Below are 26,497 nucleotides of genomic sequence, written 5' to 3' on the forward strand. Positions count from 1 at the left end.
GATTAAAACATTTCAATCGATAATTTCCAATCGTTAACCGATTTCCAATATTTCTGCTCCTGCTCTAAATCAAGCAAGATTAATTTATTATTTTCAACAAACTTTTCGTTGAGTTCTATCGTCAGTTTGCTCAATTTATCACTGTTTAATTTTAATCTAAATGCAGTGAGATCCAGATCGTTATTACGCTGGTTATTAAATAAAACGGCAAGCCGCAAAATCTGCAATAACGAGATGATATGTTTGTATTCGAATAAACTAAAATAGGGCAGTTCATCAATGTTAATTGACTTTCGGTGATAACGAACAAGGGTAGACAATAAAAGTTGTTGTTCTTCATTGAATCCGGGTAAGTTACTATTTAACAGAATATAACTCGAATGTTTGTGTATTGATGAAAAATTTATTTTCAGTCCCACTTCGTGAAGCTGCGCTGCCCAATAGAGGATAGATTCTAAATGTTGCGGAATATTAGTCGAAGTTTGCGCTTTCCATTGTGAAAAAAGATATTTTGCCGTTTTTACCACTTGTTTAGCATGACGCTCATCAATGTTGTAATGCTGAGAGAGTGATTCAGCTGTTGTTTGTCTTATATCCCGATAATTTGGACCGTCGATCAGTTCATACAAAACCCCTTCACGTAATGCGCATGGGCTAAATTGAAGCTCTTGTAGGCCTAATGCGTTAAAAACGCCACTAAATATTGCTAACCCGCTGACGAAAACGTTTTTTCTTTCTTCCGAAAGTGATGGATAGTCAATTTCATGAAAAGACTTGAATTCTAAGATATAACTGATTAAATCATCCAAACGTTTAGGCGTAATGATACCGTCGCTGACACCTAAATCTAATAATATTTTGTAAATACTTTTAATTGTGCCGGAAGTGCCAAATGCGGCACTGATATTTTGTCTTTTTATTGTGGTAATAAGATTTTCAATTTGTTGTTCAGCTGCCAGTTTAGCTCTTAAAAATGAATATCGGTCAATGGTCTTTTGTGGAAAAAATTGCTTAGTGTAAGTCACACAGCCCATTGGTCGACTTGCCACAATAAATGGTTTGAGATCGTTTCCTCGACCAATGGCAATTTCAGTCGATCCACCACCAATATCAATAACAAATTTGGTATCATCTTCGGCGGTTGCTTCAGCTGTCATAGTACCTAAATAGATTAAACGGGCTTCTTCTTGTCCGGAGATAATTTCAATCGGGTAGGGTAGAACCTTAGCCGCTTCGGCTAGAAATTGATGCCGATTGCTGGCAATGCGCAGCGTATAAGTAGCAACAATTCGAACATTTTCCGGGGGAAATCCACTTAGCCGTTCAGCAAAGAGAGCAAGGCACTCAATACCTCGTTTAATACTTGACTCGCTTAGCTCATAGAATTCATTTAACCCGGTAGCTAAATGAATATTCTTTTTATTTTTGTAAATAATTTGTGTAGCACCATCTATACAACGTGCAATGACCATATGAAAACTATTCGAGCCGAGATCAATAACTGCATATTCATCAAATTTATTCACATTCAAATCCTTAACTTGCCGATTCTAATTGTTTTAGATAATCATAAATTGCCCGCTGTGCTCGCACTTTCTTTTTATTACCTCTTTGGACATAATTGTTCATATTATCTTTATCGATAATTCGAGCTTTGACATTGTCATTACACTGAATATTGAAAATATTATGAATAGTGGATTTTAATGTCAGATCAAATATTTTTACTCCGACCTCAATCCGATTATCAAGATTTCTAGGCATCCAATCGGCAGATGATATGTAGGTATCTTTATTACCGTCATTTTCGAAAATATAAACTCGAGCATGTTCAAGATACTGGTCAACAATACTGGTTACATAAATATTTTCACTTAAATTAGGAATTTGAGGAACGAGTATACAGGTACCTCGCACAATCATGCGTATTTTCACGCCAGCACATGAAGCTTTATAGAGTTGATTTATCATCTCTTTATCAGTTATTGCATTGAGTTTGAGATAAATGCCTGAAGGTTTCCCGGCTTTGGCGTTATTGATTTCTCTTTCAATAAATTCATGAAAACGTAATCGTGTATTTTGTGGCGAAACTAATAAATGGTGAAAAGTTACCGGCTTAAATGGGTTTTCAATAAAGTTAAACACTTTTAGCACTTCACCAGTGATTGCCGGATCTGCCGTTAGTAACGAAAAATCGGTATAAACTCTTGCGGTTTTTTCATTGAAATTTCCCGAACCAATGTGGGCATATCTTACTATTCTGTCGTCTTCTTTTCGGTCGATCAAAAATAGTTTTGCATGAATTTTTAATTTTGGCTGAGAATAGATAACTTTAATTCCGCTACTGATTAATCGTTTTGCCCATTTGATATTTGCTTCTTCATCAAAACGTGCTTGTAGCTCAACCACAACCGTCACTTTTTTACCATTATTTGCCGCATTAATCGCAGCATGAATAAATCTTGAATCTTTAGCAACACGGTAGATGTTCATTCTAATATGCGTAACAGCCGGATCAAAAGATGCTTGTCGCATTATTTCCAGAACATGACCAAAAGAGTAATAAGGATAATACAGTAAAACATCACGATCGTTGATTGTGGCAAATGCATTTCTAAATTGTTTAAAACGATTATATGCAAGACTAGGCAAACGTTTATTGAGCAGATGTTTAACGCCCAGATCCGGAAAATTAGCAAGATCTTTAAAATTTGGATAACGCCCACCTGGCATAGCATCTTGCTCAGTTAATCTTAATTTATTAATGAGTAATTCAAAAAGCGCTTTGGGCATATCTTTTTGATAAGTAAAACGAACTGGCTGGGCGGTTAATCGTTGTTTTAATCCTTGTGACATTAATTCAAGCAGGCTATCTAATTCCGTATTTAACTCGTATTCGGCGTCTCGATTTATATTGATTGAATAGGCGTTTAATTCTATAGCATCAAAAAAAACTTTGAATATATCGGATAAACAATAACGTAAAATATTATCAAGAAAGATAATTGATTTGTTTTTGGTTGAGAATTCAGACGGTAACAATACAAAACGTGGTGCATTATCAGTCGGTAATTCAAGCAACGCATAACTAATGCTATCTTCACATATGATTTCAACAGCTAAATAGGCATGGTCATCTTTTAAGAATTGAATGAGTTCAGTATGGCTATCGAGTAGAATAGGGGTTATGTATTGCCTTAAGTTTTGTTTGTAATAATTTTTTATCCAATTTTCTTGATAAGAGGTGAGTTGCCTTTCGTTAATCAAAAAAATCTGATTTCTTGCCATTTCTAATAACAGCTCGTTATAAAGCTGATCGAATTGTAATTCCAGCTGAATGACTTTTTGATTAACTTGACGTAATAAATTTTTTGCTGTGGAGGAAGATTGAACTTGTTCTTGCTCAATTAAGACATACTTTTTTAAATTAGCAAATTGTACTTTATAAAACTCATCAAGATTACTTGAGTATATTCCTAAAAATCGAACACGTTCAATAAGCGGGTTACTTTCATCAGCAGCTTCTTGTAATACGCGTTGATTAAATGATAACCAACTTAGTTCTTTTGGTAAATATACTGTTTCTTCTATCATTTGTTATCTCTTACCATACAATTATTTGATGTATTACAGAATAACTTAAGTGAAAAAAAAAGCTAGCAATACGCTAGCTTTTTATTATTTATTTAACAAATATTAGATACGGTGTACTGATGTTGTGTTAGTTGTGCCACTTGGTACTAAAGCACCAGATACCATAACGATAGTATCACCTTGTTGTAAACCACAAACCTTAACGGCCATTTCTTTACCTAAACGATAAAAATCATCAGTCGAATTAATGGCATCGATTAAAATTGGTTGCACACCTTTAGATAAGGCTAATTGGTTAACTGTTTTTTGGCTAGAAGATAGCGCTAAAATTTTAGCTTTAGGGAAATAGTGACGAAGTTCGCGTGCTGATTTACCACTGCGAGTTGCAACCACAATGAGTGGTACATTTAATCGTTCAGCAATTTCAACTGCACCACAACAAACAGCTGCAGTGATGCGCAATTTTTCTTCTTTGGCTGTTAACTCTAACGAAGCAGGAATGGTGATATCGGTACGCTTACAAATGGTTGCCATTACATTTACCGTTTCAAGCGGATACTTACCTTTTGCGCTTTCGCCTGATAACATTACTGCATCGGTACCGTCGATGATCGCATTAGCCACATCACCAGCTTCGGCACGAGTTGGACGTGGGTTTTTAATCATTGAATCTAGCATTTGTGTAGCTGTGATTACTGGTTTAGAAGCTTTATTACATTTTTTAATCATCATTTTTTGGGCAAAAATAACTTCTTCCACAGCGATTTCAACACCTAAGTCACCACGAGCAACCATGATACCGTCAGATGCTTCAAGGATTTCATCAAAATTATCCAGACCTTCTTGGTTTTCAATTTTCGATATAATTTTGATGTCTTCACCACCGTGAGCTTTAAGATGAGCACGGATATCTTCAACATCAGAACGTTTACGAATAAAAGAAGCAGCAATAAAGTCTACGCCTTGTTCACAACCAAAAATAAGATCGTTTTTATCTTTTTCAGCAAGGGCAGGTAATTTGATTGAAACACCCGGTAAGTTGATACCTTTATTTTCACCTAAGTCACCGTTGTTCAATACTTTACAAATTACTTCATTACCTTTAACTTCTTGAACATCCATAGCGATCAAACCGTCATCGACTAAAACTCGGTTGCCTGGTTTAAGATCATGAGCAAAACCTTTATAAGTTACAGCCACACGCTCTGAATTACCGACCACAGTTTCATCCGTTGTAAATGTGAAAGTTTGCCCTGCAACAAGCGATACGTCATTACCACCTTCTAATTTGATAGTCCGAATTTCAGGCCCTTTAGTATCTAACATAATAGCGGCTTTTAAGCCAGTTTCTTGCATTACTTCACGTAAATTTTTAATACGATTACCATGCTCTTCATAATCCCCATGAGAGAAGTTTAAACGCATGACATTCATGCCTGCATTTAATAATTTTGCTAACATCTCTTTTGATTCTGATTTAGGGCCAATGGTACAAACTATTTTTGTCTTTTTCATAATATTATCTACTAGTTGTTAAGGTTAATGTTTAAATTTTATATAAATCGGTTTTGTACAAAAAAAAACCAATGTCTTTGCATTGGTATGAATGGTATATAAGAGGTTATAAATAACTGATAAGTAGTTATTCAACATAATTAAAATATTTGAAGAATTGGTCATTTTCATCAAAATGTGGATCCTAAAAAAACTTTTGCCATTATAGTCTTAACTCTATTTTAAATAAAGTTTTTTATCATTAATTATTTCTTAACACAATATTACCAAATACAGCCAACTCAATCATTTTGGCAAAATTTACAAGGCAAGTTTGACTTTTAATTACATCAAATCTTTTAATTGGTAGACTAATTCATTATTCTTATTTTTTAAGGTTAAAGTGTCTTTATTTAATTCGACATTGGCACCTTCAGTAAATAACGCTTCAATGGTTGCATCGAGTTCATTAAGTTTTGTATCGGGACATAGCATTTTTGTCATGGCCAGGCCTGGAGCTTTAAGGATTTGATTTTCAAAAGTTGCATTAGCAACAAAACGATTACACATGTTACCCATAATATGCATATTTTCGCCAAATACGATTTCGGCAGGATTTTCCGGGGTGATACTTTCACCATTTGCTTTGACCAATATAAAACGGTGATGTTGTAAATCTTCGGCTTTAACTTTTGTTGATTCACCACAGCCCGACATGATTAATGCACAAGTAATTAGCAATAAGGTCTTTTTCATATTGACTCCTAATGATAAATAAAATTTGTTATAATTAGTTTAATTAAAAATAATTCTTATATTTTACTCCTTATGTTATCTCAGCAGCAATTAAAATTCTTAGAATCGATGACTTTCTTAGATAAATTTAAAATCTCTAAACTGGCCAAACATAATCAAAATACGGCAGAAATTGACTCGCTTATTGATCAAGCTGTTTTGCATTACCAAACCAGGCTCAAAACGCTTCCAGAACAGATTGTTTTTCCGGAAAATTTACCGGTTGTCGAAAAAAGACAGGATATCTTTAATGCGATAAGAGATAATCAAGTTGTTATCATTGCCGGCGAAACCGGATCGGGTAAAACCACTCAAATTCCCAAAATATGTTTAGAGTTAGGTTTAAGTGTTAAAGGGTTTATAGGCCATACACAACCTCGACGATTAGCAGCACGCTCTGTCGCTAATCGGATTGCAGAAGAGTTACATACAGAAATAGGGCAGTTAGTCGGCTATAAAGTAAGATTTTCTGATCAGGTAAGTGATACAACATTAATTAAATTAATGACTGACGGCATTTTATTGGCTGAAATTCAAAAAGATAAACTTTTATTGCAGTATGATACTATCATCATCGATGAAGCACATGAAAGAAGTTTAAATATCGATTTTATCTTAGGTTATTTAAAACAATTACTACCTAAGCGACCCGATTTAAAAGTCATTATTACCTCGGCAACCATTGATGTTGAGCGATTTTCAAACCACTTTAATCATGCTCCGGTTGTTGAAGTATCAGGTAGAACCTACCCGGTAGAAGTCAGATATAGACCGCCAATTTTTGACAATAACGATAGTGAAGTTGAAAAAAATAGTGATTTTCAGCCAATTATCGATGCTATTGACGAACTTTCAGCAGAAAGTAACGGCGATATTTTAATATTCCTAACCGGTGAACGTGAAATTCGAGATCTTGCCGATACGCTTAACAAGTTGCAACTTCGTCACACTGATGTATTACCACTTTATGCAAGGCTATCAAATTCTGAGCAGAATCGAATATTTCAATCACATACGAAAAGACGAATCGTACTTGCCACCAATGTTGCTGAAACATCATTGACGGTTCCGGGTATTAAATATGTGATTGATCCCGGACTTGCTAGAATTAGTCGATATAGTTACCGCACAAAAGTACAACGTCTACCTATTGAGCCAATTTCACAAGCATCAGCAAATCAACGAAAGGGGCGTTGTGGCCGAACATCGGATGGGATCTGTATACGTTTATATGATGAACAAGATTTCCTATCACGACCGGAATTTACAGAGCCGGAAATTCTTCGAACTAATCTTGCTTCGGTTATTTTACAAATGACTGCTCTGGGTTTGGGCGATATAGCGGCTTTTCCTTTTGTTCAGGCGCCGGATTCTAAATATATTCGTGACGGTATTCGTTTATTAGAAGAACTTGGTGCCCTTTATACTAAACATCATCGATATCATCTTACTGATATCGGTAAAATTTTAGCGCAATTACCCATTGATCCTCGATTAGCCAGAATGTTAGTTGAAGCAAGAAGGTTGGGTTGTACTAAAGAGATCATGATTATCACCGCAGCTTTGTCTATTCAAGATCCAAGAGAACGGCCATTTGATAAACAACAAGCTTCTGATGAAAAGCATCGCCGCTTTGCTGATAAACAGTCAGATTTCATTTCATATATCAATTTATGGAATTATATTAAAACTCAACAGCATGAATTATCGGGAAATCAATTTAGGCGACTTTGTCAAAAAGAGTTTTTAAATTACCTGCGAATTCGAGAATGGCAAGATGTCTATACTCAAATTAGGCAAACTATTAAACAGTTAGCTTTTCCGATAAATAGCCAGTTAGCTGATTATCGTTCGCTGCATGTTGCTTTATTATGTGGATTACTTTCACATGTTGGAATGAAAGAGCTGGAAAAACATGAATACATTGGCGCTCGCAATATCAAGTTTGCTATTTTTCCCAACTCGGCAATTTTCAAAAATCAGCCTAAATGGTGTATAGCAAGTGAATTAGTTGAGACCAGCCGCTTATGGGGAAGAACGGCGGCCAAGATCGAAGCGGAATGGATTGAACCTGTCGCTAAACATTTGGTGAAATATAGTTACAGTGAACCAAGGTGGTCTAAAAAGCAAGGAACGACAATTGCTAATGAAAAGGTCACTTTGTTTGGTCTACCTATTGTTGCAAGCCGAATAGTCAATTATAGCAAAATCGATCCGGTTTTAAGTCGTAGCCTGTTTATTCGACATGCTCTTGTTGAAGGGGATTGGTTAACCAATCATAAATTTTATAAACAAAATCAGAAATTAATAGAAGAGGTTGAAGATCTTGAACATAAGTCCCGACGTCAAGATATTTTAATTGATGATAATGAGCTATTTAATTTTTATGATCAGCGTATTGATAAGTCGGTGATATCGGCAAAACATTTTGATTCATGGTGGAAAACTAAGCAAAAAACGGATCCGGATTTTCTTAATTTTGAGAAGAATATGCTGATTAATCAATCAGCTCAATCAGTTAACTTAAATGATTTTCCTGATTTTTGGTATCAAGACCAATTAAAATTACCGCTAAGTTATCAATTTGATATCGGTGATAAACGTGACGGTGTCACAATAACGATTCCCATTAATATTTTAAATCAAGTTAAAAATCGAGGTTTCGATTGGCAAGTTCCTGGTTTTCGAGAAGATCTAGTAATAGCTTTAATCAAATCATTACCTAAATCATTAAGAAAAAATCTGGTACCCGCACCAAATTATGCTCAAGCTTTTTTAAATCGGGTAGGGGCTACTGATCAACCATTACTGGAAACTTTAGAAACTGAATTTAGGAAAATGACTGGAGTGAAAATTACCAATGAAGATTGGCAACTAGATCAAATCCCGGATTATTTAAAAATGAGTTTCCGTATTGTTGATAACAATAAGGAAATTGCTTTCGGTAAAGATTTAGATAAACTTAAAGAACAGTTAAAAACTCAAGTACAACAAGCATTATCTTCATTAACCGAAAAAAAATCGATATCATTAGAGCAAGATAATTTAACTGACTGGAACTTTGGTACTCTACCGCACATCTACGAAGCGAAGCAGAAAAATTATGTCGTTAAAGCTTATCCAACTATTATAGATAATCAAAACTCTGTCAGTATTAAATTGGTTGATTCAAAACAAGAGCAACAACGCTTAACTAAATTGGGGTTGAGGCGTCTTCTTATATTAAATATTCCTTCACCAATCAAATATTTGCATGAAAAATTGCCGAATAAATCAAAATTAGGATTATATTTTAATTCATTTGGTACAGTTCTATCGCTAATTGATGATTGTATAGCTTGTGCTGTTGATTATCTGATTGAAAAGAATAATCAAACCATTAAGAATCAGGAACAATATCAACAGCTTTTAGATTATACTAAGGCTCACATTAATGAAACCGTCGTGGATATTGCTAAACAAGTAGAATCTATTTTAACTCTCCACTTTAATATCAATAAAAAGTTAAAAGGACGAGTTGATTTATCATTAGCTTTTGCTTTATCTGATATCAAACAACAAATAAATAATCTGATATATAAAGGATTTGTGGCAAAATCGGGCTATCATCGACTTAATGATATTCATCGTTACTTATTAGCCATTGAAAAGCGTATTGAAAAATTAATGCAAAATGCGTCAAAAGATAGGCAAGCGATGAATACAGTGGAAGAGGTCAAAAATCTATATGAAAATTGGCTAAATAGTTTGACTGAAAATCAACGATTACAACAGCAAGTAATAAATATAAGATGGATGATTGAAGAATTAAGAGTCAATTTATTTGCTCAACAACTTGGTACACCTTATCCTATCTCAGCCAAAAGAATTAAACAACAGATTGATCAGGTCAAATCGGAGCTTTAAAAGCCGTGGGTGATATTAAATTAAGTTAGAAAAAGTAGGGCGCACAGGCGCCCATTTTTGTTTTGATATTATCGATATAGATCGACAAAAACAGTGATATTTGGTCCATTCGAATCGTGAGCAACTCGCGCTATATGGTAATATTTAGCACCAGCATCAATCGCTCGTTTACCTGCTTGATAAGAAATTTCTTGATCAGTCACATAGTATCCTCTGAACTTGATCGTATTAAATGCCACCATTTTAGCTGCTGTAGCATCGTTAAGCTCTTGAATTTTACGACCATCAGGAAGAGTGACAGTGTAACGATTTACGCGTTGCGGTTCAACCGGAACTGCTGAAGCAGTTTGAGTTGAAGTCGAGGTTGTCGCTGTTTGAGTGGTTGTTGTTTTATCAATAACTTTATTATTGAATTTTTCAGCATAGAATTTTTCATTAAATGATGATGGTGAGTAATAGCCCGGTTTTTCAACCTGCATAGCGGCTTCACCACCTTGAGCTAATGCTTGTTGACCAGCTTCAGAATCATAAGGAATTGCATTTTCCGGTTGTAGTTTACGCTCCGGCGCATCTTTCTTAAATAAGTAAGCTGCAACTTGTAAATTACTTCCTAATTCTGATCGTGAGTCGATATAAAAGGCATAAGCGCCATGACTTGCAGCTTCTTTAGCTATAGCTTGGTTGATGTCGTAATCGGTAGGGAAGTAGCCACGAATACGGACAATATCAAAAGGTTCTAATCGAATAGCTTTTGATTTAGGATATTCATACACACCTTCAAATTGACGAAGACTTTCTTCTTTCTCAATCGCTTTAGGTGCATCTGCTTTATATAATTTAGCGTAAACTATACGTAATGTATCATTTGAAGGGCTTATATTTGTTGTAGTGATATAGAAAGAAGCGGCTCCTTCTTTATCAGCTGCTTTAGACATAGCCATTATATAATCACTATCTGTATAAAATGCACCACGAATAGTGATACTTTTAAATGATTGCATGCTATTTGCTTGTTCTTCATTTAGTTGCTGGGCAGCAAACGAAGAGATAGGGACTAGTGCGAGTGTAGCAGCAATAAATGTTTTCTTTAAACTTGTCATAAATAAAGACCTTACAATAAATATGTTGATAATTTTAGCATAAAAATAAAAATTTATTTAGCCAAATCCATTAGAGCATTTAGGTTATTGATAAATATATATTTTCCTTTCGCCGATAAAATATTCTGCTCTTGAAATTTTGATAGATTACGGCTAACAGTTTCGATGGTTAATCCTAAATAATTAGCAATATCAGCACGACTCATCGACAATTTAATGTTTAAAGATGAATGGCCTCGTTGTTCGTAACGTGTGTAAAGAGAGTATATAAAAGTCGCCAATCGTTCATCAGATTTTTTCTGAGAATAACATAGCACTAATTTCTGAAAATTATGAATATCAGCACTCAATAAGTTTAAAACCATATCTCTAACATTTTTGTGAGTATGGAATAGCGACATTAATTCATCATAATTGAGTTCACAAACCAAAGTATTACTTAAAGCTTGAATATTGTTGTTATATACCTTAGTTGAAATAGCATCTAAGCCAACAATATCGCCGGGTAAATAAAAGCCATTAATTTGTTCATTTCCTTCAGGTGTTACAACAAATGTTTTTAATGCACCGGAATGAATGATAAAGAATTTAGTAAAAGGTGTTTTGGCTTTAATAAGAATTTCATTTTTTAAATAAGATTGCTTACGTTTTAAAACACTATCCAACGTATTATTAAGCAACATTGGAATACAAAATGCTCCCATACTGCATAACTCGCATGGTACAGCACAACTTTTTGAACGTAATGTCTTATTTATAGTTTGCATACAATCCTTAAGGGGAGTGGTTTCTAAATTTGGTGATAAGGTTACCATATTTTGAGATAAAACGAAATTTGTTCGATCATGTTTATTTAACTAAATGATGTGACAGATTGCGGAGATAGTATCGATTAAAACGAAATGATATTATTTAACTTCTAATTTCATTATTTAACATAATATACATTATGCGCACTAATATAGATTCATAAGAAAAGGGCCAAATCATGCCACTAATTTAAAAATTTGTGGCATTTGATACCAATCTGGAATCGGACAATCAGAAACTTCAACTTTTCTAATTTCACGTACAGCAACTGGACTAAATTTAGCTATCTGGATGATGCTGTAAAATATATAATAAATAAAAGTTAATAAATTGCTCATGAAAATAAGCAATAAATTTTACTGTTTACTCTTGAATTTAAATTATTTACCGTGGGAAACCACGTTAAAGTTCGGGTGTCACTGAACATCCGAACTCTAACCCCCCCAAAATTAATAAGGTATATATATGAATTATTATAAGGAGGCTTTCTTCTAACTATTTAATAAATTAGGAGAAAGTATGTTAAAACTAAAAAAACAATTTTCAAGACGTAGTATACATAAAACTAGTATAGGCGACATTGAATATTATACTTATGTTCATAGTGAGTCACATAAACATTTCAGCACTAAACAAGAAAAAAGTGCCTATTGCATTCACATGATTGAATATAAACAGTATAAACTAAAAATTAGGCCGTCAAGGGGAAGTAATATAGCCAATCCTTGGGATGATTACCCATCCTACGTATATAAGATGTCAAAAAGCTGGAAATATAATTCAAAAAGAAAGAAACAATATCATAATTAGTACGCATAATCTGCCGTTATGCTAAATTCTTGACTGTTAGCCACCTGCGGTGGCCAACATTATACAGCCTACGAATTAAACTTAACGGCATTAACATTATGCGAACTATTTTTTTATAGAAATTATCTGATTCTATTAATTTTCTTAAATTATTAAATAGAATCATTCTCCACATCCATTTTTCTTTAAAAAATAATTATACTATGATATAAAATTTCGATCTTTTATAAACGTTCTAAAATTATAAAGTCATATAATAAAAGGAAATTAGGAATGAAAAAAATATTAATTATAATTACTTTAATGTTCAGCTCAATACTTTATGCCAACCCAGCTCCATTTGGACTTGAAATTCATAAAACTACATTAAAAGAAGCACAGGAAAAATATACTTTAATTGACAATGGAATTAATTATTATTCCAAAGGACCAATGTATACGATAAAAGACAGCGAACTACCACTTGATGCCTCAAAAGTAACGCTTATTTTTTCAAAAGATGAAAATATACTACTATCTGTTTCAGCAACATTTAATAAATCTAAATTTGAATCATTGTATGAAAATTTATCAAAAAAATACAAATTAATATTCGTAGACAATCAATATGCTACATTCACAGATGACCAAACTATTATCCATCTATATGTTCCCCATATGTCTTTTGATTCAACTGTTGAATATATTTTTAATGAATTTGATAATTTGAAAGAAGCAATACATATTGAAAAAATAAATTAAATTCGCAGATGAATAGAAATTTTTTAGCGTGTTTTCTTTTAAAAAAACGTTAGTAAGTCCCCTATTTTCCATTATTACGCACTTAATTTAATAATTGTAATTAAATCAAATAGTTAAAATTCAAATAATGTATATTATGTTAAATAATGAAATTATTACGAACTAAAATGACACCTTTTATATTCGCTATTTATCGCTAAAATTCTTAAATAGATGATTGGTTATAATAATTATCGAATAAATAATAATCCGATAATTATCAATATGTTAATCATTACTTGTCAGTAAAATAACTTCACTACCAGGCAATGGCATTTTTAAAATATGCTTTTTGATTTTGCCCCAAACCTGCATTTCACAAGCTTTACAGTTGAATTTTAGAATCAATTCTTCGTTATTTTGAACTAATTTCATTGGCGTAACTTTGGTTTTAACGCCCTGAATTCCTTTGGCTTGTTTTGGACATAAATTGAACGCAAATCGTAAACAATGTTTGGTAATCATCAACGGCGCATCATCTTTAACTTGATGCGCTTCATAAGCACTTTCAATCAATGTCACGCCATGCTGATTATAAAATTCTCTGGCTTTATGATTGTAAACATTGGCCAAAAAAGTTAACTGATTTTCCGGATATATTGGCGCTGGTTGAATTTCGGGTTTACGTTTTTTCGGTTGATAATTTGCTAATCGTGCTGTAGTGAGATTAGTAATAATATCTCGTCTTAGTTGATTAAGTTGGCTACTAGGAATGAAATAGACCGTTTCAAGTTCAATCTCTAAATGCGATAAATAATAAATAGTCTGTCCAAGTTTGGATAAATTATCCTTAATATTTTTTATCGCTTTCTCGGGTTGTTGGGCAAGATCAAATTCGCCATGGAGCTCTAATTGAACGTTTATCCCCTCTTCACTTTTAGCGACTAATTGGATACCTTTATCGCAATTACGTAATGTAAAGGTTAAGCCTATACGGCGTTGGCTGGAATCTTTAAGTAGATTTTGTTGCCATAGGTGATCTAAATTGCGATTGATGACATAGGGCAATTTAACCGAAAAAAGAGGTTTTGGGATTTCATTAGGAAATACTCGATAAAGATTAGTTGATAGTTTTTCCACGCGATCGGCTCGAAAACCAAAATTTTCACGCTTAATCAGTACATTAAGCCCATCACCATTGGTTAAGTTTTTGCTGGTGCTGATGTCGATACTTTGCTTTGTTACTTTAATTATTTCGCCAATTTGTAAGCCGACAAATTTTGGAGAATCAAATGCTCCTATATCTGGCTGTCGGCCACGAACAAAGTAATCGGTACTGCCTCTATGGAATGTTCGATCAGGATCGGGGGTGAAAAAGTGTTCAGTTTTTCCACTTGATGCAGGACAAAAATCGGTAGAATTAGATAAGATATCATCTAATTTTTGCCGATAAAATGACGTAATATTTTTGACGTAACTTACATCTTTATACCGCCCTTCTATTTTGAACGATCTTACGCCTGCTTCTATAAGCTGTTTTAAATTATTTGACTGATTATTATCTTTCATTGATAAAAGATGTTTTTCATAAGCGACAATTCGCCCTTGATCATCTTTTAAAGTGAAAGGTAATCGACATGCTTGAGAACAATCACCACGATTTGCACTCCGCCCTGTTTGTGCATGGGAAATATAACACTGACCGGAAAAAGCCACGCAAAGTGAGCCATGAATAAAAAACTCGATATTGGCATCGATTTGCTGATGAATGGTTGCTATTTCGGTTAAGTTAAGCTCTCTGGCTAAAACGATTTGAGAAAAACCAACATCCGATAAAAATTTTGCTTTCTCCGGTGTTCGGATATCCATTTGCGTACTGGCATGTAAATCGATTGGTGGAATATCTAAATTTAAAATCCCCATATCTTGTACAATTAACGCATCAATGCCTGCATCATATAGTTGCCAAATTAGTTTCCTTGCCGGCTCTAGCTCATTGTCATGTAATATGGTGTTTAAAGTGACAAATACTTTAGCGTAATACTGATGAGCAAACTCGACTAATTGCGCAATATCGCTAACTGAATTACCGGCGTTATGGCGTGCACCAAAATTAGGCCCACCAATATATACAGCATCTGCACCATGTAAAATGGCTTGTTTGGCAATTTCGATATTTTTAGCCGGGCTAAGTAGTTCTAATGTATTCGTAGCGTTTTTAGGATGCAACATGGTTACGTCTCATGAATGGTAAATAATGGACAGATACAATTTGGCAAACATTGGGAACATTACCCATGTTTGCCAAGAAGTTTCAGAAAACATATACGTTTAAGTAAAAAACTAACCGATAAATGATTGATTACGTAAAGCATCAATACGTTTATCTAAAGGTGGATGTGACATAAACAGTTCTGAAAATTTGATCTTTTTAGCACCATTAATACAAAATGCGAGGATTGAAGCTTGTTCAGTTGGTTCATGGCTGACTTTCAATTTTTCAAGAGCAGCGATCATTTTTGTTGCGCCGACTAATTTCGCTGACCCGGCATCAGCCTTAAACTCTCTATAACGTGAAAACCACATTACGATAAGACTCGCTAAAATACCAAAAATGGTTTCAAATACCATAACAATTAGGAAATAAACTAAATGAGAAGGAACTTTGCTGTCACGTTCATTAAGCGCTTGAGAAACAGCAAAAGATAATAAGCGAGAGATAAAAATCACAAAAGTATTAAGCACACCTTGTAACAAAGTCATTGTTACCATATCACCATTGGCTATATGGCTCATTTCATGGCCAATTACTGCCTCGGCTTCATCTTGAGTCATTGAATTTAATAGACCAGAACTGACCGCAACAAGCGAGTTATTTTTGGTTGCACCGGTTGCAAAAGCATTGATATCAGAGGCATTGTAAATAGCAACATCGGGCATATTAAGCTTAAGCTCAGATGATTGACGGCGCACAACATCAATTAACCATTGTTCTTGAGCCGTTCTTGGCTGAGTAATGATTTTCCCCCCAACAGAACTTAAAGCGATTTTTTTGGATAATAGTAAAGAAATGAAAGAGCCACCAAAACCAAAAATGCCAGCAAAGATAAGCAATCCTAAGGTACTATGGGCATCAACATGTAATAAACTTAAAATGATACCAAATACAAACATAACAGCTAAGTTAGTTAGAATAAATAATCCAACTCGCATCATAAACATATCCTCAATAATTGTTGTTATTAATATATTAAATTAGCTTTTTATATGATCTCAAAAAAGGTCAAAAGCGACAACTGATTTAATTTCAAATTTAAATATAATTAATTATTTGCGGATTTATTATGCAATGATGATTAGATGCATGAAGGAGGAAATAAATTCAAAATTAAACAGGTTGGGTGGAGACTCTATCAGCCACATCCCACACACATATTTTTTACTTTGGCTGCTTCCTTCCGGACCTGACCTGATGAGCAAAGAAATGTTGCAAGAGGACCCATAGAGCCTCCATAGAAGAGGCAGTATTATGCTTGAATATTTGAAATTTTACAACTATTTTTTTGAATAAAAAGACTAATCGGCCTTTCTTAAGCCTTAAACAAAAGAAAGGCGATTATTTGCAAGAATGCTTATAGAATTAATTCAACAATATTAAATTGTTAGATTTTTTTCTATACGCTCTCTAAATTTAATGCCAGGTCTGAATGTAACCACTCGACGAGCTGAAATATCAACACTTTCACCTGTTTTAGGATTACGTCCAGGACGTGAATTTTTATCACGTATGGCAAAATTACCGAAACCTGATAATTTAACTGGCTCACCTTTTTCTAAAGCGACTCGAATCTCTTCAAAAAAAAGTTCAACAAGGACTTTAGCTTCTTGACGATCGATATCAAATTTCTCGGCAAGACGATCTGCTATATCAGCTTTAGTTAATGTCATATGATTATTCTCTTAATATGGCTTTGAAACGATTTTGTAAAGCAATAACGCATTTGCTTACAATGTTTGTTATATCTTCTTCTTCAAGTGTACGTGATTTGTCTTGTAAAATCAAACTGATAGCAAGGCTCTTTTGATCAGCTTTGATATTATCACCTTGATATACATCAAATAAACTAACTTTGATAAGTTGCTCGCCACCGGCACGCTTACACTCAGCAATAATATCTGCTGCTGGAACTTTGTTAGAAACTACAATAGCAATATCTCGCTTATTTGACGGATACTTAGAAAGGTCTTGAGCAACAGGTACTTCTTTACCATTAATTTTAGCTAAATTTATTTCAAAAACAAGCGATTTACTATTTAAAGATAATTTTTTTTCGATTTCTGGATGTAAAACCCCTAAATGTCCGATAAGTTCGTTGTTTATGTAAATTGCTGCACTTTGTCCCGGATGTAGTGCTTCAAGATCAGATTTCTTAAACTCAATCTCTTCGGTACAACCTAATAATGAAAAGATAGATTCTAAGTCCCCTTTTACATCAAAAAAATCAACATTTTGTTTAGGTAATGCCCAATGTTCATCATATACATTACCGGTTACAACACCGGATAACATTAATTCTTGACGAACACCAAACTCACATTTTTCATCCGGTATAAAACGCAAGCCCGTTTCGAATAAACGAATACGTGATTGTTGACGATTTTGATTATATGCTACTGCGTCTAATAATCCTGACCATAATGATAAACGCATTACTGACATTTCACTTGAGATTGGGTTAGGTAAAACTATATCTTGCTGAGCCGGGTGTAGCGTTCGTTGAACTTTAGGATCGACAAAACTATAGGTCACTGCTTCTTGATAGCCCATATCTACGAGTAAATCTTTCACTCGACGCAATGAAATTTGGCTTTCCGGTTTCGGTTTCATGACAGATTCAGTTTTCATGTGCTCATTCGGAATATTGTTATATCCATAGATACGAGCAACTTCTTCAACAAGATCTTCTTCAATCTGTAAATCAAAACGCCAACTTGGTGAAGTAACTGTCCAAAGATCATTGGTATATTCAACAATGCAGCCCAATCTTACTAAAATATCAGTAATTTTTTGCGTTTCAATTGCATAACCAATAATGCGATCTATCTTTTCACGACGCAGTTTTATGGTTGCTTGTGTTGGTAGTTCATTTTGATTAGTAACATCAACAATAGGCGCTACCTCACCACCACAAATATCGATAAGCAACTGAGTTGCTCGCTCCATTGCAGCATGTTGTAAATACGGATCAACCCCACGTTCATAACGATGTGAAGCTTCAGTGTGTAAACCATATTCACGAGCTTTACCGGTTATTGCCAATGGTGCAAAAAATGCTGATTCAAGGAAGATATCTTTGGTTGAGTTTGTTACGCCCGATTTATCGCCCCCCATAATACCGGCCATTGCTAATACTTTCTGATGATCGGCAATAACAAGTGTTTTATCATTTAGTTTTACTTCGTTACCGTTTAATAAAACAAGTTTTTCACCTTGCTGAGCATAACGAACAATAATGCCTGAATCGATTTGTGCCAAATCAAATGCGTGCATCGGGTGACCTAGCTCTAATAATACATAATTAGTAATATCAACAACCGCATCAATTGAGCGAATGCCACCACGACGTAATTTCTCTTTCATCCAAAGTGGCGTTGTTGCAGTAACATCAATGTTTTTTATTATTCGGCCAAGATAACGTGGAGCGGCTTTAGGTTCATTGATATTAATTGGCAATATATCAGCAATTGTAGCTGGAACACTATCAATATTGAGCTGTTTCATTGAAATATTGTTAACTGCGGAGATATCTCGGGCAACACCAATGATACCAAAACAATCAGCCCGATTAGGCGTAACACTAATATCGATCATAACATCATTAAGGTTTAGATATTCACGGATATCTTGTCCTAAAGGTGCATCATCAGGCAGTTCAATAATACCATTGTGATCTTCAGAAATACCTAATTCTGAATATGAACAAAGCATACCTTCTGAAGGTTCGCCACGTAATTTGGCCGCTTTAATTTTAAAATCACCCGGTAGCACCGCTCCAATGGTTGCACAAGCAACAGTTAAACCTTGACGACAATTTGGTGCACCACAAACAATATCCAGTAAATCAGGTTTGCCAATATCAACTTTCGTTACACGTAGTTTATCGGCATTAGGATGTTGTTTACATTCAACTACCCTTCCAACAACGACACCCGAAAAATCACCGGCAACTTTTTCAACATCATCGACTTCCAATCCTGCCATGGTTAATTGATCGGCTAACATCTCGCTACTAATTTCTGGATTGATCCATTCACGTAGCCAACTTTCACTAAATTTCATGTTTTGATCTCCAGAATTAATTAAATTGTTTTAAAAAACGTAAATCATTTTCAAAGAAAGAACGTAAATCAGTGACACCGTAACGTAACATAGTTAACCGTTCAATACCCATACCAAAGGCAAAACCACTATATACGTCTGGGTCGATCCCCACATTACGTAAGACATTTGGATGTACCATTCCACAACCAAGCACTTCTAGCCATTTACCATTTTTAGCCTTAATATCGACTTCGGCAGACGGTTCAGTAAACGGAAAGTATCCCGGTCTAAAACGTATTTCCATATCTTCTTCAAAAAAGCAATGGAGGAAATCATGTAAAAGGCCTTTTAAGTGTGTGAAGCTGATATCTTTATCAACTAATAGCCCTTCCATTTGATGAAACATTGGAGTATGGGTTTGATCATAATCATTACGGTAAGTTCTTCCTGGTGCAATAATTCGAATCGGTGGTTTTTGACTTTCCATTGTTCGAATTTGTACCGTTGAAGTTTGAGTACGTAATAAACGTTTTGCATCAAACCAAAATGTATCGTGATCGGCACGTGCAGGATGATGAGCAGGAATATTTAATGCATCAAAGTTGTGATAATCATCTTCAATTTCTGGACCGGTTTCAACAGCAAATCCCAATTCGCCAAAAAACTCAACTAAACGATTTATTGTTTTAGTAACTGGATGTAATCCACCTAATTCAAGCGTTTTACCCGGTAAGGTGATATCGATTGTTTCATTAGCTAATTTTGCATCAAGGGCTTGACGCTCTAGAAAGCTGCGTTTTTGATTTAATATTTCAACGACTTCTTGTTTGGCATCATTAATTTTTTGACCGACAGCCGGGCGCTGATCAGCAGGAACATCACGTAATGAAGCCATTTGCATTGTAAAATAGCCTTTTTTACCAAAATATTCCACCCGAATCTGTTCGATAGTATTAATGTCATTAGCACTTTCAATAGCGGATTTGGCGTTGTTTACCAGTTCAACTAATTGAGACATACAGTTCTCCTGCTTATTGTTCATTACATAAAAAAAGCCTCTTCTGAGGCTTTTATAATTATTTTTCGTTTTTTATTTATGCCTCACGAACGATGATTGTTAACAAAGCTAAAAAAGAAACGAAAAATAACTAATTTCATGTTTAATCTACTCTTAATAAAATATTTTACTCTCAATATAAACATAAAAGCCGAGATAACTCGGCTCTTATAATGCTATTAAAGTGCAGCTTTTGCTTTTTCAACTAATGCAGCAAATGCATTTTTATCAAATACAGCGATATCTGCAAGGATCTTACGATCGATTTCAATAGATGCTTTCTTTAATCCATTAATAAAACGGCTGTAAGAAAGACCACATTGACGTGCAGCTGCATTGATACGCACAATCCATAATTGACGGAATTGACGTTTACGTTGACGGCGGTCACGGTAAGCATATTGTCCTGCTTTGATTACTGCTTGGAAAGCAACACGATATACACGTGAACGAGCACCATAATAACCTTTTGCTTGTTTTAAAATTTTCTTGTGACGTGCACGAGCAATAACACCACGTTTAACACGAGCCATAAACTATATCCTCTAAATAATTAACCAATAAATTAAGCGTATGGAACACACGCAACAACTAAACCTAAATCGCCTTTTGACACAGTAGTCAAACCACGTAAATGACGTTTACGCTTAGTTGATTTTTTAGTTAGGATATGGCTTTTGTTCGCTTGTTTATGCTTGAAGCCACCAGAAGCTGTTTTTTTAAAGCGCTTTGCTGCGCCTTTTACAGTTTTAATTTTAGGCATTTTAATAATTTCCACTTCGCATTGTTAATAAAAATAAAATAATGGTGTAATGATTAGTAAACTAAAAATTAGCTTGTTGAACCACTATTTCTTCTTCGGCGCTAGCACCATAATCATTTGACGACCTTCGATCTTAGTTGGATAAGATTCAATGATTGCCAAATCAGCTAAGTCTTCTTTAATGCGATCAAGCATTTCAGTTCCTAACTGTTGGTGAGCCATTTCACGTCCACGAAAACGTAACGTGACTTTGGCTTTATCGCCATCTTCAAGAAAGCGAATCAGGCTGCGGAGTTTTACCTGATAGTCGCCTTCATCTGTACCAGGTCGGAATTTAATTTCCTTAACCTGAACAACCTTTTGCTTCTTCTTCTGTTCTTTTGTTGCTTTACTCTTTTCATAGAGGAACTTGCCATAATCCATAATTCGACAAACAGGCGGCTCTGCATTAGGGCTTATTTCAACTAAATCTAATGTTGCTTCTTCAGCTTGTTTTAAAGCTTCATCTAAGCTAACAATACCGAGCTGTTCACCGTCAACGCCGGTTAACCTCACCTCGCGAGCAGTTATTTCATCATTAATTTTATGCGCGCGTGTTGACTGAATTCGTTTACTGACTTTAATATCTCATTCCTCCAAAGTAGTTTATCTTTAATTCATTTGTTCTAATGAACGAGTATGAATTTCGTTAAGCAACAATTCTATAACATGTTTCACTTCAAAGCTACCAAGATCTTTACCTTGACGAGTTCGAACTGAAATCGTACCAGATTCCATCTCTTTGTCACCACAGACAAACATATATGGAACACGTTTTAGAGTATGCTCACGAATTTTAAACCCAATTTTCTCATTTCTCAAGTCTGCTTTTGCTCTAATTCCAACTTTTTGCAATTCCTCGGCTAATTGTTTAGCATAATCAGCTTGTTTATCGGTGATATTCATAACCGATACTTGTAACGGTGCAAGCCATGTTGGGAAGAATCCGGCACAGTCTTCGATTAAAATCCCCATAAAGCGTTCCATTGAACCTAAAATAGCTCGGTGGATCATAACAGGGGTATGGCGTTCGTTATCTTCACCTACATAGGTCGCATCTAAGCGTTCAGGTAACATAAAGTCTAGTTGAACAGTACCACATTGCCATGCACGGCCTAAGCAATCATGTAAGGTAAATTCAATTTTTGGACCATAAAATGCACCTTCACCCGGTAAATATTCAAATTCAATTCCGTTTTCCGTTAGGCACTCTGCTAAATCTTTTTCAGCCAGATCCCATGTTTCATCTTTACCAATTCGTTTTTCTGGTCGAGTTGATAATTTAACAGTAATGTCGGTAAAGCCAAATGTACTATATGTATCATAAACCATTTTGATACAGCTATTGACTTCACTGCGGATCTGATTTTCAGTACAAAAAATATGTGCATCATCCTGAGTAAAACCACGAACACGCATTAAACCATGTAATGAGCCTGACGGTTCGTTTCGGTGACAACTACCAAACTCAGCCATTCTTAGTGGTAAATCGCGATAAGATTTTAAACCTTGATTGAAAATTTGAACATGTCCCGGACAGTTCATCGGTTTGATACAATATTCACGATTTTCAGATGACGTAACAAACATTAACTCTTTATAGTTACCCCAATGGCCTGTTTTTTCCCATAAAACCCGATCCATCATAAATGGACCTTTAACTTCTTGATAGTCATACTCTTTTAATTTGGTACGCACAAATACTTCAAGTTCGCGGAAAATAATCCAGCCATCGTTATGCCAAAACACCATGCCTGGCGCTTCTTCTTGCATATGATAAAGGTCTAGTTGTTTACCTATTTTACGGTGATCTCGTTTTGCCGCTTCTTCTAAAAACTGTAAATAGCTTTCAAGCTGTTTTTTATCAGCCCATGCAGTACCATAAATACGTTGTAACATTTTGTTTTCGCTATTACCACGCCAATAGGCACCGGCTACTTTTTGTAGTTTAAAATGGTGGCAAAAACGCATATTTGGTACATGTGGACCACGGCACATATCAATATATTCTTCATGATGATAAAGCGCAGGGGTTGAATCTTTTGGAATATTTTCATCTAAAATAGCGATTTTATACGGTTCACGGCGTTCCCAAAAGACTTCTCTTGCTCGTTCCCAGCTCACGACTTCTTTAATGACATCATAATTTTTCTTAGCCAGTTCATGCATTCGTTTTTCTAATGCATCAAGATCTTCCTGAGTCAAAGAGTGATCTAAATCGACATCATAATAAAAGCCATTGTCAATTGTTGGACCAATAGCCATTTGAGTATCTGGCCATAATTGTTTGATAGCATGCCCTAATAAATGCGCACATGAATGGCGGATGATTTCAAGTCCGTCTTCATCTTTAGCCGTAATAATCGCTACCGTTGCATCGTGATCGATAACATCACAAGCGTCTTTACGTTCACCATTAACACGACCTGCAATACACGCTTTAGCCAGTCCGGCACCAATACTTTGGGCAACCTCTAAAACAGTTACGGGTTTATCAAATTGACGTTGGCTTCCGTCAGGAAGAGTAATAATTGGCATAATAAATCCTTATAACAGTGGTGCGCCACACGAAAGCGCACATGCGTACATAAATAAATAGACCGTGTATACTATCACTTATCATAATCATTTTAAATAGGCTTAAACTTGATTTAAAAATAGATTTTTAACTTATCGTATAAGTATAAAGTGAAAAGACATAGTAGAAGTGAAATTGCCTAGCTTTAATCATTTGGGAAAAAAGCCAGGCGTGATAATAAATTATAATTCAGATAAATAGGCTTCAGGCAAAATTGGCATTGGACCACTTTGCGTACAAACGTAAGCAGCTATATGATTTGCTTTACTATTAATTTCCTGCAACGCTTTACCTTTCAAATATAAAATACTACTTATTGCCATAAATGAATCACCGGCACCAACAGTATCAATCGCTGTGATTTTTTCAGCCGGTTGATAATTTTGCTCACTTTGGGTGATCAGATGACTGCCCTCACTGCCACAAGTATAAATTAATAACGTTAATTGATAATGCTGGTTAAGGTAATTAAACAGCTCTTTTGGATCAGATTTTATTTTCAACAATTGGCAAATAATAGGTAATTCTTCATCATTTAACTTTAAGATATTGGCATGCTCAATACACAAAAGTAATGTTGAAGGATTATAATGATTTTGTCGTAGATTGATATCAACAATAATTTTGGTTTGTGGCGATAGATGCGCAATAATTTCTTTTAGTAATTCATGATTGTGTGGATTGCGTTGAATTAAGCTACCGAAATAGATTGCATCTAAATCATTTTGTTTGATAAGCGCTAATAATTGCTCGGTTAAGGCGATATCGTCCCACGCAACAGGATTAACTATGTCATAAGTGGGTTTCCCTGCTGAATCTAATTCAACTAATACCGTTCCTGTTGGATAACTGTTTGATATTTGGAGTTGATGTGGAATTTTTAGCTTCTCAAGCTCATTACTTAATTCTTTACCGTTTTCATCATTTCCAATAGCAGAAACTAATATAGCATTTGCCCCAGCTGATTTAGCATGGTAACAAAAATTGGCAGCCGCCCCGCCAATTTTTTTGCCATTTGGTAAACAATCCCATAAAAACTCACCTATTGCGACAACTTTTACATCATTCATCTTCAATTAGTCCTTGTTTGACATCAATGTTTTTTTCCATACTGTCGGCTTGCTTTTGCCAATCATCAAATTGATCATATGCAGTATATATAGTCGATCCAGTTGGTAATTCTGGGTATTCATTTTCACCATTGGTCCCCCAATTCACCCAACCGGAATCTTTACGCTGAACAATTTGATAACGTCCAACAATATTGCTTGTATACCAAACCATACAATACCCTGTTTCCGGATTAATTTCAGCCGTTTTATTTGCAGCAAGAGGAAAAATCGTTTGATCTGGTACATGATTAACATCAATTTCTTTGGCAAATAATATTTCTTTATTACGTTCACTGTTATGAACAACATGATGTGCTTTACGCAAAATAGTCTCAACATGCGCTTTTATTTCTTCATCACTTAAAATACCCTCTTTCACACAAAATAGCCGCCAGAAGTAATCCCACGATACGGCATTAATGTTATCACCAATTGACTGTCGATAACTTCTCGCATTTGGAGAAAGTTTATCAAGAGGTTGGGATAAAATTCGGTTAACTTCATCGGCTAAAATATTGGCATAACGATCTCCTTGTCGATAATAAGTGCCGCCGTAACTAGCAAAACGAGAAAATACCAAATTATTTTGACCACTTTCATACTCATCGCCCACAGTGATCTTATTTATGACCGGCATGCCATCAACATAGGTTTCAAAGTCATCAACATAATAAGTACGTCTAAACCAGGGTGATTGATAGAAAAATTCCCACACAATTGAGAATGATTTATTGCGTAAAGCGGGATCTAATCCATTAGGTATTTGACCATTAAATCGATAACGACAATAAATCGCACCTTCAACTTCTGTCTCACACTCAACGACCGTATGTTCTGGCGGATTGATTAAGCCATTTGCAGGTGTAAAAAATGGTCCATAAAATCCACCAATAGCATTAGAGCAATCTTTAATCAAATTGAGTCCTTGAGCTTTCGCTGCAAAATAGCGAATCCCCCATTTTCCATATGATGTACCATCAGCCGTGCCACGACATAATTCTAAAATATAATGCCCGGTATCCAATCTTTTAATTCCGTCTGCTAATGTAGGCGCTAATTGTTTTATTCCTGTAAAAGTATTTGATTGCGTGTTTGCATCTAAATGCAACGTATAGTTTTCAACCAATTGATTTAAATTAGTTACGATAAAAGCAATGGAACAAGCCGTAATAAATTTATTCGTTTGATCATAAACCATATCGAATAATTGATGTGGTACAACCTCTCCTTGCTCATTGATAAGTTTCATTTGAGCAGGATCAACTGGCTGTTGCTTAAAAAAAAGGCGGGTAATGACAGGTTCATTATGTCGACAGATACCGTCCGGATTGTTTAACATCAACGTACATTTTTTCATTTTATTGTCCTATTAATTAAATTGGGTATTATTCACATAA

Annotated in this window: 19 protein-coding genes and 1 other RNA gene; 2 read left to right on the plus strand and 18 right to left on the minus strand. The window is 35.0% G+C overall.

Translation table 11 applies throughout. The annotated features are described in order from the left end of the window. Positions 1-2: 2 nt before the first annotated feature. The 4 genes from GYM74_RS06015 to GYM74_RS06030 form a co-directional block, all read right to left on the minus strand. Positions 3-1,472: an exopolyphosphatase gene (locus tag GYM74_RS06015; protein WP_370634056.1), complete on the minus strand. Its 1,470-nt coding sequence runs from the start codon at positions 1,470-1,472 to the stop codon at positions 3-5. A 64-nt stretch (positions 1,473-1,536) separates the two neighbouring features. Next, positions 1,537-3,594, minus strand: a complete 2,058-nt coding sequence (gene ppk1, locus GYM74_RS06020; protein WP_220219579.1) for a polyphosphate kinase 1 — start codon at positions 3,592-3,594, stop codon at positions 1,537-1,539. A gap of 102 nt (positions 3,595-3,696) precedes the next feature. Next, complete coding sequence (pykF, locus tag GYM74_RS06025) at positions 3,697-5,109, minus strand: pyruvate kinase PykF (RefSeq protein ID WP_220219580.1); 1,413 nt, start codon at positions 5,107-5,109, stop codon at positions 3,697-3,699. Positions 5,110-5,433: 324 nt separating this feature from the next. Then, the gene (locus GYM74_RS06030; RefSeq protein ID WP_220219581.1) at positions 5,434-5,844 is read right to left on the minus strand and encodes an META domain-containing protein; all 411 of its coding nucleotides are present in this window, start codon (positions 5,842-5,844) and stop codon (positions 5,434-5,436) included. 72 nt (positions 5,845-5,916) lie between these two features. Here GYM74_RS06030 and hrpA point away from each other — a divergent pair, with 72 nt between their 5' ends. Then, positions 5,917-9,789, plus strand: coding sequence for an ATP-dependent RNA helicase HrpA (hrpA, locus tag GYM74_RS06035; RefSeq protein WP_220219582.1), 3,873 nt, complete (start codon positions 5,917-5,919; stop codon positions 9,787-9,789). Positions 9,790-9,857: 68 nt separating this feature from the next. Here the strand turns inward: hrpA and GYM74_RS06040 are convergent, their stop codons facing one another. Then, positions 9,858-10,889, minus strand: a complete 1,032-nt coding sequence (locus GYM74_RS06040; protein ID WP_220219583.1) for a YdgH/BhsA/McbA-like domain containing protein — start codon at positions 10,887-10,889, stop codon at positions 9,858-9,860. A 53-nt stretch (positions 10,890-10,942) separates the two neighbouring features. Then, positions 10,943-11,656: a fumarate/nitrate reduction transcriptional regulator Fnr gene (gene fnr, locus GYM74_RS06045; protein WP_220219584.1), complete on the minus strand. Its 714-nt coding sequence runs from the start codon at positions 11,654-11,656 to the stop codon at positions 10,943-10,945. A 1,126-nt stretch (positions 11,657-12,782) separates the two neighbouring features. On the opposite strand from fnr, the gene GYM74_RS06050 reads away from it, so the two are divergent. Beyond that, complete coding sequence (locus GYM74_RS06050; protein ID WP_220219585.1) at positions 12,783-13,250, plus strand: hypothetical protein; 468 nt, start codon at positions 12,783-12,785, stop codon at positions 13,248-13,250. A gap of 267 nt (positions 13,251-13,517) precedes the next feature. Here GYM74_RS06050 and GYM74_RS06055 read toward each other — a convergent pair whose 3' ends face one another. The 12 genes from GYM74_RS06055 to GYM74_RS06110 all read right to left on the minus strand — a co-directional run bounded on the left by GYM74_RS06055 (position 13,518) and on the right by GYM74_RS06110 (position 26,457). Next, positions 13,518-15,461 carry a U32 family peptidase gene (locus GYM74_RS06055; RefSeq protein WP_220219586.1) on the minus strand — a complete coding sequence of 648 codons (1,944 nt, stop codon included), beginning with the start codon at positions 15,459-15,461 and terminating at the stop codon, positions 13,518-13,520. Between the two features lie 111 nt (positions 15,462-15,572). Continuing rightward, positions 15,573-16,445, minus strand: coding sequence for a protease HtpX (htpX, locus tag GYM74_RS06060; RefSeq protein ID WP_220219587.1), 873 nt, complete (start codon positions 16,443-16,445; stop codon positions 15,573-15,575). Positions 16,446-16,637: 192 nt separating this feature from the next. Continuing rightward, positions 16,638-16,733, minus strand: an RNA gene (gene ffs / locus GYM74_RS06065) — signal recognition particle sRNA small type. Between the two features lie 150 nt (positions 16,734-16,883). Next, entirely contained in the window at positions 16,884-17,177 is a 294-nt protein-coding gene (locus GYM74_RS06070; protein ID WP_220219588.1) for an integration host factor subunit alpha, read from the minus strand. A gap of 4 nt (positions 17,178-17,181) precedes the next feature. Next, a complete protein-coding gene (gene pheT / locus GYM74_RS06075) occupies positions 17,182-19,569 on the minus strand; it encodes a phenylalanine--tRNA ligase subunit beta (protein WP_220219589.1) in 2,388 nt (795 codons plus the stop codon). Between the two features lie 16 nt (positions 19,570-19,585). Next, complete coding sequence (pheS, locus tag GYM74_RS06080) at positions 19,586-20,569, minus strand: phenylalanine--tRNA ligase subunit alpha (protein ID WP_220219590.1); 984 nt, start codon at positions 20,567-20,569, stop codon at positions 19,586-19,588. Between the two features lie 218 nt (positions 20,570-20,787). Beyond that, a complete protein-coding gene (gene rplT, locus GYM74_RS06085) occupies positions 20,788-21,141 on the minus strand; it encodes a 50S ribosomal protein L20 (protein ID WP_024496189.1) in 354 nt (117 codons plus the stop codon). A gap of 32 nt (positions 21,142-21,173) precedes the next feature. Continuing rightward, positions 21,174-21,371, minus strand: a complete 198-nt coding sequence (gene rpmI, locus GYM74_RS06090; RefSeq protein ID WP_065557738.1) for a 50S ribosomal protein L35 — start codon at positions 21,369-21,371, stop codon at positions 21,174-21,176. Between the two features lie 84 nt (positions 21,372-21,455). Then, on the minus strand, positions 21,456-21,995 hold the full coding sequence (gene infC / locus GYM74_RS06095) for a translation initiation factor IF-3 (protein WP_065612958.1): 540 nt from the start codon (positions 21,993-21,995) through the stop codon (positions 21,456-21,458). Between the two features lie 27 nt (positions 21,996-22,022). After that, a complete protein-coding gene (gene thrS / locus GYM74_RS06100) occupies positions 22,023-23,948 on the minus strand; it encodes a threonine--tRNA ligase (RefSeq protein WP_220219591.1) in 1,926 nt (641 codons plus the stop codon). A 222-nt stretch (positions 23,949-24,170) separates the two neighbouring features. Then, positions 24,171-25,058: a carbohydrate kinase gene (locus tag GYM74_RS06105; RefSeq protein ID WP_220219592.1), complete on the minus strand. Its 888-nt coding sequence runs from the start codon at positions 25,056-25,058 to the stop codon at positions 24,171-24,173. Further along, complete coding sequence (locus GYM74_RS06110; protein WP_220219593.1) at positions 25,051-26,457, minus strand: hypothetical protein; 1,407 nt, start codon at positions 26,455-26,457, stop codon at positions 25,051-25,053. The genes GYM74_RS06105 and GYM74_RS06110 overlap by 8 nt, the downstream gene beginning before the upstream one ends. Between the last annotated feature and the right edge of the window lie 40 nt (positions 26,458-26,497).

The sequence above is a fragment of the Gilliamella sp. ESL0405 genome (assembly GCF_019469205.1).
Taxonomy (GTDB): domain Bacteria; phylum Pseudomonadota; class Gammaproteobacteria; order Enterobacterales; family Orbaceae; genus Gilliamella.

Excerpts from the sequence above, each read along its gene's own strand:
- GYM74_RS06015 (WP_370634056.1), bottom strand. The coding sequence starts at position 1,472 with ATGGTCATTGCACGTTGTATAGATGGTGCTACACAAATTATTTACAAA.
- ppk1 (WP_220219579.1), bottom strand. The coding sequence starts at position 3,594 with ATGATAGAAGAAACAGTATATTTACCAAAAGAACTAAGTTGGTTATCA.
- pykF (WP_220219580.1), bottom strand. The coding sequence starts at position 5,109 with ATGAAAAAGACAAAAATAGTTTGTACCATTGGCCCTAAATCAGAATCA.
- GYM74_RS06030 (WP_220219581.1), bottom strand. The coding sequence starts at position 5,844 with ATGAAAAAGACCTTATTGCTAATTACTTGTGCATTAATCATGTCGGGC.
- hrpA (WP_220219582.1), top strand. The coding sequence starts at position 5,917 with ATGTTATCTCAGCAGCAATTAAAATTCTTAGAATCGATGACTTTCTTA.
- GYM74_RS06040 (WP_220219583.1), bottom strand. The coding sequence starts at position 10,889 with ATGACAAGTTTAAAGAAAACATTTATTGCTGCTACACTCGCACTAGTC.
- fnr (WP_220219584.1), bottom strand. The coding sequence starts at position 11,656 with ATGCAAACTATAAATAAGACATTACGTTCAAAAAGTTGTGCTGTACCA.
- GYM74_RS06050 (WP_220219585.1), top strand. The coding sequence starts at position 12,783 with ATGAAAAAAATATTAATTATAATTACTTTAATGTTCAGCTCAATACTT.
- GYM74_RS06055 (WP_220219586.1), bottom strand. The coding sequence starts at position 15,461 with ATGTTGCATCCTAAAAACGCTACGAATACATTAGAACTACTTAGCCCG.
- htpX (WP_220219587.1), bottom strand. The coding sequence starts at position 16,445 with ATGATGCGAGTTGGATTATTTATTCTAACTAACTTAGCTGTTATGTTT.
- GYM74_RS06070 (WP_220219588.1), bottom strand. The coding sequence starts at position 17,177 with ATGACATTAACTAAAGCTGATATAGCAGATCGTCTTGCCGAGAAATTT.
- pheT (WP_220219589.1), bottom strand. The coding sequence starts at position 19,569 with ATGAAATTTAGTGAAAGTTGGCTACGTGAATGGATCAATCCAGAAATT.
- pheS (WP_220219590.1), bottom strand. The coding sequence starts at position 20,569 with ATGTCTCAATTAGTTGAACTGGTAAACAACGCCAAATCCGCTATTGAA.
- rplT (WP_024496189.1), bottom strand. The coding sequence starts at position 21,141 with ATGGCTCGTGTTAAACGTGGTGTTATTGCTCGTGCACGTCACAAGAAA.
- rpmI (WP_065557738.1), bottom strand. The coding sequence starts at position 21,371 with ATGCCTAAAATTAAAACTGTAAAAGGCGCAGCAAAGCGCTTTAAAAAA.
- thrS (WP_220219591.1), bottom strand. The coding sequence starts at position 23,948 with ATGCCAATTATTACTCTTCCTGACGGAAGCCAACGTCAATTTGATAAA.
- GYM74_RS06105 (WP_220219592.1), bottom strand. The coding sequence starts at position 25,058 with ATGAATGATGTAAAAGTTGTCGCAATAGGTGAGTTTTTATGGGATTGT.
- GYM74_RS06110 (WP_220219593.1), bottom strand. The coding sequence starts at position 26,457 with ATGAAAAAATGTACGTTGATGTTAAACAATCCGGACGGTATCTGTCGA.